The organism is Sulfitobacter sp. EE-36 (assembly GCF_000152605.1).
GTDB lineage: Bacteria > Pseudomonadota > Alphaproteobacteria > Rhodobacterales > Rhodobacteraceae > Sulfitobacter > Sulfitobacter pontiacus.
Map to the genome: position 1 here is coordinate 465,850 of NZ_CH959310.1, position 14,388 is coordinate 480,237.

Annotated in this window: 11 protein-coding genes and 1 riboswitch; of the genes, 9 read left to right on the plus strand and 2 right to left on the minus strand. The window is 63.1% G+C overall.

Annotation, left to right across the window (positions count from 1 at the left end; genetic code table 11):
* Positions 1-134: 134 nt before the first annotated feature.
* The 4 genes from EE36_RS04940 (at position 135) to EE36_RS04955 (ending at position 5,284) form a co-directional block, all read left to right on the plus strand.
* A complete protein-coding gene (locus EE36_RS04940; RefSeq protein WP_005850065.1) occupies positions 135-1,619 on the plus strand; it encodes a phosphomannomutase/phosphoglucomutase in 1,485 nt (494 codons plus the stop codon).
* A 91-nt stretch (positions 1,620-1,710) separates the two neighbouring features.
* Positions 1,711-2,835 (plus strand): GDP-mannose 4,6-dehydratase, encoded by a 1,125-nt coding sequence (gene gmd, locus EE36_RS04945; protein WP_005850067.1) that lies wholly within the window; start codon positions 1,711-1,713, stop codon positions 2,833-2,835.
* Positions 2,836-2,839: 4 nt separating this feature from the next.
* Positions 2,840-3,808: a GDP-L-fucose synthase gene (locus tag EE36_RS04950; RefSeq protein WP_005850068.1), complete on the plus strand. Its 969-nt coding sequence runs from the start codon at positions 2,840-2,842 to the stop codon at positions 3,806-3,808.
* 54 nt (positions 3,809-3,862) lie between these two features.
* Positions 3,863-5,284: a mannose-1-phosphate guanylyltransferase/mannose-6-phosphate isomerase gene (locus tag EE36_RS04955; RefSeq protein ID WP_005850070.1), complete on the plus strand. Its 1,422-nt coding sequence runs from the start codon at positions 3,863-3,865 to the stop codon at positions 5,282-5,284.
* Between the two features lie 75 nt (positions 5,285-5,359).
* Here EE36_RS04955 and EE36_RS04960 read toward each other — a convergent pair whose 3' ends face one another.
* Both EE36_RS04960 and EE36_RS04965 read right to left on the minus strand, forming a co-directional pair.
* Positions 5,360-5,905, minus strand: a complete 546-nt coding sequence (locus EE36_RS04960; RefSeq protein ID WP_005850072.1) for a biotin transporter BioY — start codon at positions 5,903-5,905, stop codon at positions 5,360-5,362.
* Between the two features lie 95 nt (positions 5,906-6,000).
* Complete coding sequence (locus tag EE36_RS04965; RefSeq protein WP_005850074.1) at positions 6,001-7,461, minus strand: cobyric acid synthase; 1,461 nt, start codon at positions 7,459-7,461, stop codon at positions 6,001-6,003.
* Between the two features lie 167 nt (positions 7,462-7,628).
* Positions 7,629-7,847, plus strand: a riboswitch (cobalamin riboswitch).
* Positions 7,848-7,940: 93 nt separating this feature from the next.
* Between EE36_RS04965 and EE36_RS04970 the strand changes: the two genes are divergently transcribed.
* Genes EE36_RS04970 through EE36_RS04990 form a run of 5 tightly spaced genes read left to right on the plus strand, consistent with a single transcriptional unit; the run spans position 7,941 to position 14,388 of the window.
* The gene (locus EE36_RS04970) at positions 7,941-8,321 is read left to right on the plus strand and encodes a DUF1636 domain-containing protein (RefSeq protein WP_005850076.1); all 381 of its coding nucleotides are present in this window, start codon (positions 7,941-7,943) and stop codon (positions 8,319-8,321) included.
* Positions 8,318-9,352, plus strand: a complete 1,035-nt coding sequence (gene cobW / locus EE36_RS04975; protein ID WP_005850078.1) for a cobalamin biosynthesis protein CobW — start codon at positions 8,318-8,320, stop codon at positions 9,350-9,352. The genes EE36_RS04970 and cobW overlap by 4 nt, the downstream gene beginning before the upstream one ends.
* A 6-nt stretch (positions 9,353-9,358) precedes the next feature.
* Positions 9,359-12,619 carry a cobaltochelatase subunit CobN gene (cobN, locus tag EE36_RS04980; protein WP_005850080.1) on the plus strand — a complete coding sequence of 1,087 codons (3,261 nt, stop codon included), beginning with the start codon at positions 9,359-9,361 and terminating at the stop codon, positions 12,617-12,619.
* Entirely contained in the window at positions 12,616-13,758 is a 1,143-nt protein-coding gene (gene cobG, locus EE36_RS04985) for a precorrin-3B synthase (RefSeq protein ID WP_005850081.1), read from the plus strand. The genes cobN and cobG overlap by 4 nt, the downstream gene beginning before the upstream one ends.
* Complete coding sequence (locus EE36_RS04990; RefSeq protein ID WP_005850082.1) at positions 13,759-14,388, plus strand: precorrin-8X methylmutase; 630 nt, start codon at positions 13,759-13,761, stop codon at positions 14,386-14,388.

The following is a 14,388-nucleotide window of genomic DNA, read 5'->3' on the forward strand; positions in this document are numbered from 1 at the left end:
GCCGGTTGTTTGACCGGCACCTTGCCGCCCCGTCGGCAACAAACCGTCCCGCGCCCTTGCTGTCAGTTGATCCCTGCACGCATTCCTTCTATCGAAGAGGGCAGTATTTTAACGCTGATAGATCAGGATATTTCATGACCAAGCCGTTGCCCAAAGTCACGCCGAACACATGGGAATTTCTGCGCGACCCCATGATCGCCCCCACCGGTTTTCGCGAATATGACGCGCGCTGGCAGTACCCCGAGGCGATCAACCTGCCGGGCATCACCGCGCTTGGCCTTGGTCTGGGCACGCAGATGCAACAGCGCGGGATCGAGCCCGTTATCGCTGTGGGCAATGATTACCGCGACTATTCCCTATCGATTAAAAATGCGCTGATTTTGGGCCTGATGCAGGCGGGTATTCACGTCAAGGATATCGGCCCCTGTCTGTCTCCCATGGCCTATTTCGCGCAATTCCATCTGGATGCGCCAGCGGTGGCGATGGTCACCGCCTCGCATAACCCCAATGGCTGGACCGGCGTGAAGATGGGCTTTGAACGCCCGCTGACCCACGGCCCCGACGAGATGGCAGAGCTGCGCGATATCGTTCTGGAAGGGCGTGGCGAACAGCGCGAAGGCGGCAAGTATGAATTCGTCGATGGCGTGCGCGAAGCCTATCTGGATGATCTGGTGGGTGACTTCAAAATGACCCGTAAGCTCAAGGTCGTCTGCGCCACGGGGAACGGCACCGCCGCCGCCTTTGCGCCCGAACTGTTCCGCCGTCTGGGGGTCGAGGTGGTCGATAGCCACAACACGCTGGACTACACGTTCCCGCATTACAACCCGAACCCCGAAGCGATGGAAATGCTGCATGATATGTCCGACAGCGTGAAAGCCTCGGGCGCGGATTTCGCGCTTGGGTTTGACGGCGACGGCGACCGCTGCGGCGTGGTGGATGACGAGGGCGAAGAGATTTTCGCCGACAAGATGGGCGTCATCATGGCGCGCGATCTGTCTGCGATTTACCCCAACAGCACCTTTGTCGCCGATGTGAAATCGACCGGGCTATATGCCTCTGACCCTGTTTTGCAGGCCAATGGCGTTACGGCGGACTATTGGAAAACCGGCCACAGCCACATGAAACGGCGGGTCAAACAGTTAGGCGCGCTGGCGGGGTTCGAGAAATCGGGCCACTACTTCCTGGCTGAACCCATCGGGCGTGGCTATGACTGCGGCATGCGCGTCGCGGTCGAAGTCTGCAAACTGATGGACCGCAACCCCGCCATGAAGATGTCGGACCTGCGCCGCGCCCTGCCCCACACATATTCCACCCCCACCATGTCGCCCTATGCGTCGGACGAGGACAAATACGATATCCTCGACCGGATCGTCGCCAAGTTGAAAGACGTGACCGAGTTGGGCGGCCGCCCCGTGAAAGAGGTCGTGGCTGTGAATGGCGCGCGGGTGATCCTGGACAACGGCAGCTGGGGGCTGGTGCGCGCCTCTTCGAACACGCCGAACCTTGTGGTGGTCTGCGAAAGCTCTGAATCCGAGGAAGAATTGCGCGCGATCTTTGCCGATCTGGACGCCGTGATCCGGACAGAGCCGGAGGTTGGCGACTACGATCAAACCTTCTGATTGCAACAAGACTCGCCAGAATCCTCTAAGTTGAGTAAATGTTGATGTGTCTGCCCCCTCGGGCAGGCACATTTTTCTTTTAGGGGCCCTGATGGTAAAACGCGCGCTGATCACCGGTATCACCGGTCAAGACGGGTCCTATCTGGCGGAGTTGTTGCTGGACAAAGGATACGAGGTGCACGGGATCAAGCGGCGGTCTTCATCCCTTAATACGCAGCGGATTGATCATATTTATCAAGACCCTCACGAGGATGACCCCGATCTGATCCTGCATTATGGCGATCTTACCGATAGCTCGAACTTGACGCGGATTATGCGCGAGGTGCAGCCGGACGAGGTCTATAACCTTGGCGCGCAAAGCCATGTCGCGGTCAGTTTCGAGACGCCCGAATATACGACAGAGGTGAACGCCAACGGGGCCCTGCGGCTGTTAGAGGCGATCCGGTTTCTGGGGCTGGAAAAAAAGACCCGCTTTTACCAAGCATCAACTTCTGAGCTGTATGGCTTGGTGCAAGAGACACCACAGACGGAGGAAACACCCTTTCACCCGCGTAGCCCCTATGCGGTTGCCAAGATGTACGCCTATTGGATCACGGTTAATTATCGTGAGGCCTATGGGATCTATGCCTGCAACGGCATCCTTTTTAACCATGAAAGCGCCCGCCGGGGCGAAACCTTTGTCACGCGCAAGATCACGCGCGGCTTGGCAAATATCGCGCAGGGGTTGGAGGGGTGTCTTTATATGGGCAATATCGACGCGCTGCGCGATTGGGGGCACGCCAAGGATTATGTGCGCATGCAGTGGATGATGCTACAGCAGGACGTGGCAGAGGATTTCGTGATCGCCACCGGCGTGCAGTATTCCGTGCGCCAGTTCATCACGTGGTCGGCGGCAGAGCTTGGGATTACGCTGCGGTTCGAAGGCACGGGCGTGGATGAATGTGCGATTGTCGATAGCGTCATTGGGGAGGATGCCCCCGCGGTCAGCCCCGGCGATGTGGTGATGCGCATTGATCCGCAGTATTTCCGCCCCGCCGAGGTGGAGACGCTGCTGGGATCGCCCGCCAAGGCGAAGAAGAAACTCGGGTGGGAGCCGCAAATCACCGCGCAAGAGATGTGTGCAGAGATGGTGGCGAATGACCTCAAGGTCGCGCGGCGGCATGCGCTGTTGAAAGAACACGGGCTGGATCTGCCGATCCCGCTCGAGAACGGGTAGGCCCATGCGGAAGATCTATATCGCTGGGCATCGCGGCATGGTCGGCGGGGCGATCTTGCGGCAGTTGCAGGCGCGCAAGGACGCTGGGGAGGCGTTGGAACTGGTGACGCGGACCCGTGCAGAACTGGACCTGACCGATCAAGCGGCGGTGCGTGACTTTATGCGTTCTGAGGCACCGGATGTGGTGATCCTCGCCGCGGCCAAGGTCGGCGGGATCATGGCGAACAACACATATCCCGCCGAGTTTATTTACGAAAACCTGATGATCGAATGCAATGTGATCCATCAGGCCCATGCCGCTGGTGTTCAACGACTGCTGCAACTGGGCAGCTCTTGCATCTATCCGCGTGACGCGGCGCAGCCGATGGCCGAAAATGCCCTGCTGACCGGCCCGCTAGAGCCCACGAACGAGCCCTACGCCATCGCCAAGATCGCCGGCATTAAACTTTGCGAAAGTTATAACCGGCAATATGGCGTGGATTATCGCAGTGTGATGCCAACGAATCTCTATGGACCGGGGGATAATTTTCATCCGCAAAACAGCCATGTCTTGCCCGCCCTGATCCGTCGTTTCCACGAGGCCACGCGCGACGGGGCGGCGGAGGTGGTGATTTGGGGCAGCGGCAAACCGATGCGGGAATTCCTGCATGTGGACGATATGGCGGAAGCGTCGCTGTTTGTGCTCGACCTGCCGCGTGATGCCTACGCTGCGCAGACGCACCCGATGCAAAGCCATATCAACGTGGGCACGGGCCGCGACATCAGCATCGCGGCGCTGGCGCAGATGGTGGCGGAGGGGACGGGGTTCAAAGGACGGCTGGTGTTCGATACGTCGAAGCCCGACGGGACGATGCGCAAGCTGATGGATGTCTCGTGTCTGGCGGATATGGGCTGGCGCGCGCGGATCGATCTGAAAGACGGGCTTCGGGAGACGTATGATTGGTTTTTGCGACAGGATCACCTGCGCAGCTAAATCTCTCGCATTTGATTAATCTCTCGTTAGAATTTTTCAGATTAACTGCCTCTCATGATGCACGCTATTCTCCTTTGCGGCGGGTCGGGGACGCGTCTTTGGCCCCTGTCGCGCAAATGCTACCCCAAACAGTTTGCCAAGCTGATGGGGGATGAAAGCCTGTTCCAGATTTCGGCCAAGCGTCTGACCGGCCCCGGATTCGCCCCTCCGATTGTGGTGACTGGCGACCCGTTCCGGTTCATCGTGACCGAACAACTGGCGCAGGTGGAACGGGCGGCGCAGGCGATCCTGATCGAACCGGAGGGGCGCAATACCGCCCCTGCGATCCTTGCCGCCGCGCTGTATATCGGGCGCACTGACGCGCAAGCACTGATGCTGGTCGCGCCGTCGGACCATGTGATTCCCGACGGCGATGCTTTTGCCCAGACCGTGCAAGCCGCGGTGCCGCGCGCGCAGGCCGGTGATCTGGTCACCTTTGGCATCACGCCTACGCGGGCCGAAACGGGTTATGGCTATCTTGAGCTAGCTAAAGGTGCTGACGCGAGCGCCAAAACCCCGCAACCCCTTGCGCGCTTTGTTGAAAAGCCGGACGGGGCGACGGCTGCCAAGATGCTGCAGGCCGGGAATTTTCTGTGGAATGCGGGGATTTTCCTGTTCACGGCTCAGACGATTATCGCGGCTTATCAGGCCCACGCGCCCGATATGCTTCGCACGGTTAAGGCGTCGCTCGACGGCGCGGAATCTGATCTTGGGTTCACGCGACTCGCGCCTGAGCCTTGGGGCCAAGCTGATGATATCTCTATCGATTATGCGATCATGGAAAAGGCGGATAACCTCGCGGTGATGCCGTTCGCCGCCGGATGGTCCGACCTGGGCGGCTGGGATGCGGTCTGGCTGGAAAGTGGGCCTGACGCGGCGGGAAATGTCTGTTCGGACAATGCCACCGCGATTGACTGTGCGGGCACGCTGCTGCGGTCGGAAACCGACGGGTTGCAACTGGTCGGCATCGGGCTGGACAATATCATCGCCGTCGCCATGGGCGATGCGGTGCTGGTGGCGGATAAATCGCAAGCGCAGCGGGTGAAGGAAGCGGTTGAGGCGCTCAAAAGGCGGGATGCTAGCCAAGCGGTCCAACTGCCGCGCGATTACCGCCCGTGGGGGTGGTACGAAAGCCTTGTGATCGGCGGGCGATTTCAGGTGAAACGCATCGTGGTAAACCCCGGTGCAGCCCTGAGCCTGCAAAGCCATCACCACCGGTCGGAACATTGGATTGTGGTCGAAGGCACCGCGAAAGTAACTGTGGACGACACCGTGAAACTGATCAGCGAGAACCAGTCAGTCTACATCCCGCTCGGGTCTGTGCACCGGATGGAGAACCCCGGAAAACTGCCCATGGTGCTGATCGAGGTGCAGACCGGCAGCTATTTTGGCGAAGATGATATTATCCGCTACGAGGATGTCTATGCGCGGGGGTAAGGCTTCGTCTGTCCTGGCAACGAAAAAAGCGCCCCCCTCTAGGGGCGCTTTCGCTGTTCTAGGCTTTGCGTCGGATCAGCTGCGCGACAGGACGCTGGCGGGGCGCGCTTTGGCCAGACCGCTGGTAATAAAGCCTGCAAGCACCGCTTTGATGATGTCACCGGGGATGAACACGGTCACCAGCGCGGCGGATTCCAGCAGTGATTTATCCAGCGCGATCGACAGGCCGATGATCCCGAAGATATAAAGCACGACGATCCCGCCGATGACCGAAGCAACCGCCGCAACGATGGTCAGCGAGGGCCCGTACCATTTTTCGACGATCAGGCCGGTGACAAAAGCCGCCACGGGGAAGCCGATCAGGAAGCCGGAGGACGGCAGCATGAAGGCACCCAGCCCCCCGTTGCCACCGGCCAGAAGCGGCAGCCCCAAAGCGACCAGCAGCAAGAAGAGCAGCACGGCCAGCGCGCCGCGTTTGGCCCCCAGCACGGTCCCACAAAGCATGATGCCCAAGCTTTGCGCCGTGATCGGCACGCCAAAGCCAAGCGAGAATTTCGGGATCAACGCAAGTGCTGCAATCAGGGCAGCGAACAGCGCAACGAGGGTCAGGTTACGTTCCATAACAAAGGGTCCTTTGCGTAAATTTGACGGCATGTATCCCCGCGATCACAAAATTAAGCAAGCGTCGTGATCGTGACCAAAGGTCAGCGCGGGCGTTATGCAACCGGTGCGGCACAGGCCAGCAGGGCGGACACGTCCAGATGGGTTTCCATATGGTCGGCCAGCGCGTCGAGCGTATCTTCCACGGTCTGACTGTAGGAAGTCGGCCCTGCCCCCAGCCCCAGTTGCGCCAACCAGGCACTGCGGAAACTATCGTTGGTAAAGAGCCCGTGCAGATAGGTACCGGTGATCTTGCCATCGCGCGACCCTGCCCCGTCGGGGATGCCGTTGATATGCGCAAAGGGCGTGGCGCAATCGGCCCCCACCGTCTGTCCGATGTGGATTTCATAGCCGTCGATCTGCGTGCCCGTGGCGGCATGGTCGGCGGTGACGCGGGTCAGGGTCTTGTCCGGGGCCATGCGGGTTTCGACATCCAGCAGGCCCAGCCCCTCTTCGCGGCCCGCAGGTCCCTCGAAGCCCTGCGGATCCTCGATAAACCGGCCCAGCATCTGGTAGCCGCCGCAAATTCCCAGCACCGCGCCGCCGCGCCGCACATGGGCATAAAGGTCGATGTCCCAGCCTTGGGCGCGCAGGAAAGCCAGATCGCCGCGGGTGGATTTCGTGCCTGGCAGGATCACCAGATCGGCGTCGGCGGGCAGCGGCGTGCCGGGGGGGACCATGGTCAGCCGCACCGAGGGCTCCGCCGCCAGCGGGTCGAGGTCGTCGAAGTTCGAGATGCGCGAGAGCATGGGGCAGACGATGTGGAACCCGCCGTCGGAGGGGGCGCGCGACAGGTCCACCGCGTCTTCGGCGGGCAGCAGATGCGCGTTGGCAAACCACGGCAATGTGCCGAACCCCGTCCAGCCGGTGCGGCGTTCAATCTCGCGGTAGCCGTCGTCAAAAAGGCTGACATCGCCGCGGAACTTGTTGACCAGAAAGCCGGTGATCATCGCCGCGTCCTGCGGGTCCATGACCACTTGGGTGCCGACGATCTGGGCGATGACGCCGCCGCGGTTGATGTCTCCGGCCAATACAACGGGTACACCTGCGGCGCGGGCAAAACCCATATTGGCAAGGTCGTTCTGGCGTAGGTTCGTTTCAGCCGGGCTGCCCGCCCCTTCAACGATGATCAGATCGGCGCTTTGCCCGAGGATTCCGAAGCTTTGAAGCACGGGGGCCATCAACCCTGCGCGGGCCTTGCTGAAGTCACGCGCTTGCAGGGTGCTATGGCGCTGCCCTTGCACAATCACCTGTGACCCGCTGTCGGTTTCGGGCTTCAGCAGGATGGGGTTCATATGCACCGACAGGGGCCGCCCGCAGGCGATCGCTTGCAGAGCTTGGGCGCGACCGATCTCTCCGCCGTCCTCGGTGACGGCGGCGTTGTTCGACATGTTCTGCGGCTTGAACGGTGCCACGGAAAGCCCCCGACGCGTGGCCGCGCGGCACAGGCCCGCCACCAGCATGGATTTCCCCACATTCGATCCGGTGCCCTGGATCATGATGGCGCGGGTGGGCATGGCGGGACCTCGTGTTTTTTGTGCAGCCCTTGGTGTCAGCCTGCGCTGATCCCGTCAAGCATCCGCGGGCGGCCTCTGCGCATTGGTCGCCCGCGGGAAAATCCGCGCAAAGCGGGTTTGGCCCCTGCGTTATGACAGGCGCAGCTTGACAGGGGCGGGCAAATGACCAATGCAGGGCGTATGTTGGTTCCTGTCCCAGACAGGCGAAGAGGGAACGCGATACGCATTGATCCAGCCTTGGGTCAGCGCCAAGCGCAGCCGCCCCCGCGACCGTGACCGGAGAGAGCTTTCAACCACTGGCCCGCAGGCTGGGAAGGTGAAGGTTCGCAAGGCAAGCTGCCTTAGATCCGCAAGCCGGGAGACCTGCCAGCATAGTTTGTAACGGGCGAACGGGGTGTTTCGCGACTGGCCTAGAACGCTGTTCGCATGTCGTTCGCTGCTGGCGATCCCCCTTGGCCCATCGACGTATGAGGCAAGATATGACCACCACGGATCAACCGGTCACCGTCACCATTTGCACCACCTGTCGCGCAGGTCAGATCACCGCCGAGGACGCGCCGCGCCCCGGGCAACAGCTGTTTGACGCGCTGTCGGGGCATCTGCCCGACGGTGTGCAGCTGCGCGGAGCCGAATGTCTGTCGGCCTGTTCGCGGGGCTGTTCGATGGTCCTGTCGGGTGGCCCGTCGCGCTGGACTTATGTGTACGGCGATCTCGACACTGACGCGCATTTGTCCGATATCGTGAAGGGCGTCTCTGCCTATGCCCAGACCTCTGATGGCGTGGTGCCCTGGCGCGAACGCCCCGTGGTCTTCCGCAAACAATCCATCGCCCGCATTCCCCCACAGGAGCCAACCGAATGACCAACCTTACCAAAATCCCCGTTACCGTGATCACCGGCTTTCTGGGCGCTGGCAAAACCACCTTTATCCGTCACCTGATGGAGAACGCCGGCTCCAAGCGTCTGGCCGTGCTGGTCAATGAATTCGGCACCGCCGGTGTGGATGGCGACATCCTGAAATCCTGCGCGATTGACAATTGCCCCGCCGAGAACATCGTCGAGCTGGCAAACGGCTGTATCTGCTGCACCGTGGCCGATGACTTTATCCCCACCATCGAAGCCCTGATGGCCCTGCCCGAAACGCCTGATCACATCCTGATCGAGACGTCGGGGCTGGCGCTGCCCAAACCCTTGCTCAAGGCGTTTGACTGGCCAGCGATCCGGTCGCGCATCACCGTGGACGGCGTGATTACCCTGGCCGATGCCGAAGCCGTGGTCAGCGGGCAGTTCGCCCCCGATCTGGAGGCCGTGGCCGCGCAGCGCGATGCCGATGACAGTCTGGACCACGAAACGCCTTTGTCCGAAGTCTTTGAGGACCAAATCGCCTGCGCCGACATCGTGCTGCTGTCCAAGGCCGATCTGGCGGGCCCCGAGGGCGTCGAGGCTGCGCGCAAGGTGATCGAGGCGCATGCGCCGCGCAAGCTGCCGATCATTCCGATGACCGAAGGCGTGATCGACCCCCGCGTTGTGCTGGGTCTGGAAGCCGCCGCCGAAGATGACATCGACGCGCGCCCCAGCCACCACGACGGGCATGACGATCACGAACATGACGACTTTGAAAGCGTGGTGATCGACATGGGCGAGGTCGCCGATGTCGCCACGCTTGAGGCCGCCGTGTTGCGCTTGGCGCGCGAGCAGAAAATCCTGCGCGTCAAAGGCTATATCGCCGTTCAGGACAAACCGATGCGTCTGCTGGTGCAGGCCGTGGGCGAGCGCGTGCGCAGCCAGTTCGACCGCCCTTGGGGGGACATGCCGCGCCGCAGCCAACTGGTTGTGATCGCGGAACATGATCACGTGAACGAAGCCGCGATCCGCGCGGTGCTGGAGGGCTAAGCCGCCATGCATGTCGTCTTTCGCGAAAGCCACGGACTGGACCAAAGCGATCTGCCCCAAGATCTGGGGCAGACGCCGGCGGATCTGGTGGTGCTGTCCTTTTCGGACAGTGATCTGGGGGCTTTCGCGGCGGGCTGGCATCGTGCGGAAGGGGGCTTGCCGTCGTTGCGGCTGGCCAATCTGGTCGCGCTGAAACATCCGTTGTCGGTCGATACCTATGCCGAACAGACCCTTGCAGGGGCCAAGGCGGTATTGGTGCGGCTGATCGGGGGCGAAAGCTATTGGCCTTACGGGCTGGCGACCTTGCAGGATATGGCGCGCAAGCAGCAGATCGCGCTGGCGGTGCTGCCTGCGGACGGCCAACCCGACCCACGGCTCGACGCGCTGTCGACGCTGCCGCATTCGACGTTAAGACGCTTGCAACATCTGTGCGATACGGGCGGGGCGGTGGCTGCGCAGGCGGCACTGGCGCAGCTGTCGCTGGCCGCGGGTCTTTACGCGGGGCCAGCCAAAGGGGCCAAGACCGTGCCCGAGGCGGGGTTCTACCGCCCCCACACCGGCGTGATCCCCGCGCCGGAACCCTCCGACAAGCCGCGCGCGATTGTGACCTTCTACCGGTCCTATCTGACGGCTGCCGATACCGATCCTGTGGATGCGCTGATCGCAGCACTCGACGCGCGTGGCTTTGACGCCGTGGGGCTATTCGCGCCCAGCCTCAAGGGGGACACCGCGCCGTGGATCGCGCAGCAGATCGCCCGGCTTGATCCGGCGGTGATCGTGAACGCCACCGCTTTCTCCGCCCAGCGCGGGCCGGATGAACCATCTGTTCTGGGCGCATCAGATTGCCCCGTGGTGCAGGTCGCCTTATCGACCGCGCGTCGGCGCGATTGGGCCGGATCAGAGCGCGGGCTGTCGCCTACCGATCTGGCGATGCATGTCGTCTTGCCCGAGGTGGATGGCCGTCTGTTTGGCGGTGTCGTCAGCTTTAAACAGCCCGGCAAACGGGACGAGGCGCTGCAATACAGCCGCTTCGCCCATCGCGCCGACGCGAACCGCGTGGATTTCATCGCCGATCGCGTGCAGCGCTTGCACCAGCTACGGGTGCAGGACAACGCGGCAAAGTCTGTGGGGGTGGTGCTGTCCACCTACCCCGGCAAAGACTGGAACATGGCCCATGCGCTGGGGCTGGATGCGCTGGCTTCGTTGCGGGAGATGACGGCGCAGTTGGCGGCACAGGGCTATGACGTGGATGCGCAAGACTTTACCGATACGCAAACGGTTGCCAGCCGTCTTGGCACCGAAACGCTCCGCTGGCCGCTGGCAGAGTATGAGGTCGCGCTTGCAAAGCTGCCACAGGCGTTGCGTGAGGATCTGACCGAAGGCTGGGGCGCGCCGCAGGATGATCCGCTGTTTCACGACGGGGCGTTCTGTTTTCCGGCGCTGCGCAGTGGCAAGCTGCTGGTCGCCTTGCAACCCGAACGCGGGGCGCTGGCCGAACGGGATGATGACTATCACGACCTGAGCCGCACACCGCGACCGGGCTATGTCGCCTTCTATCTGTGGCTGCAACAGCAGGCGGATGCGATGGTGCATGTCGGGGCCCACGGCACGCTGGAATGGCTGCCGGGCAAATCCGTCGCCCTGTCTGACGCCTGCTGGCCCGAGGCGCTGATCGGCCCGATGCCGGTGATCTACCCCTTTATCGTCAATGACCCCGGCGAGGCCGCGCAGGCCAAACGCCGTATCGGAGCCGTGACCGTGGGCCATATGCCGCCCCCTTTGGTGACATCGAAACTGCCCGATGCATTCGGACGGTTGGAACGGCTGCTGGATGAATACTCGACCGCGGACGGGCTGGACCCTGCGCGGCGCGACCGGCTGATCGCGGACATCCGAGCCGAGGCGCAGGGCCGCGGGGTTGAACAGGACCTCGGCCTTGATGCCAGCGCCAGCGCGGCAGAGGCGTTGACCCGCATCGACCGCTTCGTCTGCGACATCAAGGAAACGCAATATGGCGACGGGCTGCATGTCTTTGGCGCAGGCGATCATGGGACGGGCGAGATCGACGGGCTGATCGCGGCGCTTTCGGCGCGGTTTGTGCCCCCCGGCCCGTCGGGGTCACCCTATCGCGGGCGCAGCGATGTGCGGCCCACGGGGCGCAACCTGTTTACCACCGATCCACGGGCCGTGCCCTCGCGCGCGGCCTATACCCAAGGGGTGAAGCTGGCCGAGGAATTGTTGCGCAAGCATTTGCAGGATCACGGCGACTGGCCCAAGGGGTTGGTCATGGACATGTGGGGCTCTGCCACCATCCGCACGGCGGGGGAAGAGTTTGCCATGGCGCTGCATCTGGCGGGTCTGTCCCCCCGCTGGGATGACGGCAGCGACCGTGTGAGCGGGTTCGACATTCTGCCGCTTGCGCTGTTGAACCGTCCGCGCATTGATGTGACCCTGCGGGTGTCGGGCCTGTTCCGCGATATGTTCCCCGGTCTGGCGCAGCTGTTCGAGACAGCAATTGCCAAACTGGCCGAGCGTCCCGAAACGGCTGCTGATAACCCCTATCTGGTGCAGACCCCGCGTGTCTTTGGCCCGCGTCCCGGCTCCTATGGCTTGGGGATCGGCACCGCGATGGACGACTATTCCGACGAGGCGCGCACAGCGGCGGGCGAGGCATGGCTGGCTGCGTCGTCCTACGCGATCGACGCGCGCGGAGAGATCACCTATGCCCGCGACGCGCTTGAGACGCAGCTGACGCGGGCCGATAGTTTCGTGCACCTGCAAGACCTGCCCGAGACCGATCTGCTGATGGCAGAGGATTACGCCGCCCATGAAGCCGGCTTTGCCGCCGCGATGCAGCGTTTGGGCAAGGGTGGGGCTGCCGCGCTGTACCATCTGGACGCCACCCGCCCCGACCAGCCCCGTGCCCGCACCCTGACCGAGGAGCTCGCCCGTGTGGTGCGCGCCCGTGCCGCCAACCCCGATTGGGCCACTGGCATGATGGCGCATGGGTTCCGCGGTGCCGCCGAGATTGCCGCGACGCTGGATCACCTTGCCGCCTTTGCGCATCTGGCAGGCGTCGTGCCGGACCATCTGTTCGACGCCATGTTCGATGCCACGCTGGGGCGCGATGATCTGGTCGACTTCATGCAGGACGCCAACCCGCAAGCGCTTGCTGCATTGCGCGCGCGGTTTGATGCGCTGCACCGGGCGGGGCTTTGGACGTCGCGCCGCAACTCTGTCCTTGCCGAATTGGGCACCCCCGCATGAGCGCGCCGCAGGTCTTTGGCTGGTGCCCCGGTGCGCTGCGGCCGATGATGTCGGGTGACGGGCTGGTGGTGCGGCTGCGTGTGCCGATGGGGCGGCTGAGCCCTGACCAGATCCGCCGCGTTGCCACGCTGGCGCGCACCCATGGCAACGGGATGATCGACCTGTCGGCCCGCGCGAACCTGCAACTGCGCGGGGTGACAACGGATAGCCATGCTGCATTGGTCGACGGGCTGCGCGAGATTGGCCTTGTCGATGCCGATCTGGCGGCAGAGGCGCGGCGCAATATCACCGTGACGCCGTTCTGGCAGGATGGGGACGACAGCCACCGCGTGGCGCAAGCTCTGGCCCATGCGCTCTCCAGCGAAGACGCACCCGACCTGCCCAGCAAGTTCGGCTTTGCGATCGATTGCGGAGCACGGCCTGTGCTGACGTGCACCTCTGCCGATATCCGGATCGAACGTAGCGCCGCTGGCTTGATCTGCCGGGCGGACGGGGCAGAGGTGGGCCAACTGGTATGCGTCGAGACTGCCGCAGATGCCGCACTGACGCTGGCGCGCTGGTTTCTGGACACCGGTGGCGTGACCGACGGGCGGGGGCGCATGGCCGCGCAGATCGCGACGAAGGGGGCTCCTGTGGGCGCTGATACCGTCCCCCTGCCCGCTGCGCCCGTCCCTGAGCCCGGTATGACCCCGCAAGGCACGCTTCTCGGGTTTGCCTTTGGCCAGACCACGGCGGAAAGCTTTGCGCAGTTGGCGGAGCTTGGTGCCCTGCGGCTGACCCCTTGGCGCATGGTGTTGATGGAAGGGATCACCCCCTCGGCTCCGCTACCCGATTTCATCACCGACGCCCGCGATCCGCGCCGCCGTGTGCAGGTCTGCACCGGTGCCCCCGGCTGCCGTCAGGCTTTGTCGGACACACGCGATGCCGCCCGCGCCATCGCCGCGCATCTGTCGCCCGATCGTGACGACACGATCCATATCTCGGGCTGTGCCAAAGGCTGCGCCCATCCCGCCCCTGCCCCCGTCACGCTGACCGCCAGCCATGACGGGCATTTCACCCTTATCCGCCACGGGCGCGCAGGCGATCCGCCGCAAAGCGCGCCCCTGACAGTGACCCAAATTCAAGACAGGAGGCTTTGAGTGCCCCACACCTACGAGACCAACGGTGCCGCGATCTATCTGGAGAGCTTTGCCACCATCCGCGCCGAGGCCGATCTGGCGCGGTTCACCCCCGATGAAGAACGTGTCGCCGTTCGGATGATCCACGCCGCCGGTCTGGTCGGGCTGGAAAAGCACGTACAGTTTTCTGAAAACATGGCGCAGATTGCACGGGCGGCGCTGGCGGACGGTGCGCCGATCCTGTGTGATGCGCATATGGTGTCCGAAGGGATCACCCGCACGCGTCTGCCCGCTGACAACCAGATCATCTGCACCCTGCGTGATCCCAAGGTGCCAGAGCTGGCGCAGCAGATGGGCAACACACGCTCTGCCGCGGCGCTTGAACTGTGGCGGCCACATCTGGCAGGGGCCTTGGTGGCCATCGGCAATGCGCCCACGGCGCTGTTCCACCTGCTCAATATGCTCGAAGATCCCGACTGTCCGCGACCTGCGGCCATCATCGGCTGCCCCGTCGGCTTTGTCGGCGCGGCGGAATCGAAAGAGGCGCTGATGCAGGATTTGCCCGTGCCGTCGATGATCGTGCAGGGGCGTTTGGGCGGTTCGGCGATTACAGTGGCGGCGGTGAACGCGCTGGCCACGTGGAAGGAATAA

Bases quoted from the DNA above. Each gene is read 5' to 3' on its own strand.
- EE36_RS04940 (WP_005850065.1), top strand. From the start codon at position 135: ATGACCAAGCCGTTGCCCAAAGTCACGCCGAACACATGGGAATTTCTG.
- gmd (WP_005850067.1), top strand. From the start codon at position 1,711: ATGGTAAAACGCGCGCTGATCACCGGTATCACCGGTCAAGACGGGTCC.
- EE36_RS04950 (WP_005850068.1), top strand. From the start codon at position 2,840: ATGCGGAAGATCTATATCGCTGGGCATCGCGGCATGGTCGGCGGGGCG.
- EE36_RS04955 (WP_005850070.1), top strand. From the start codon at position 3,863: ATGATGCACGCTATTCTCCTTTGCGGCGGGTCGGGGACGCGTCTTTGG.
- EE36_RS04960 (WP_005850072.1), bottom strand. From the start codon at position 5,905: ATGGAACGTAACCTGACCCTCGTTGCGCTGTTCGCTGCCCTGATTGCA.
- EE36_RS04965 (WP_005850074.1), bottom strand. From the start codon at position 7,461: ATGCCCACCCGCGCCATCATGATCCAGGGCACCGGATCGAATGTGGGG.
- EE36_RS04970 (WP_005850076.1), top strand. From the start codon at position 7,941: ATGACCACCACGGATCAACCGGTCACCGTCACCATTTGCACCACCTGT.
- cobW (WP_005850078.1), top strand. From the start codon at position 8,318: ATGACCAACCTTACCAAAATCCCCGTTACCGTGATCACCGGCTTTCTG.
- cobN (WP_005850080.1), top strand. From the start codon at position 9,359: ATGCATGTCGTCTTTCGCGAAAGCCACGGACTGGACCAAAGCGATCTG.
- cobG (WP_005850081.1), top strand. From the start codon at position 12,616: ATGAGCGCGCCGCAGGTCTTTGGCTGGTGCCCCGGTGCGCTGCGGCCG.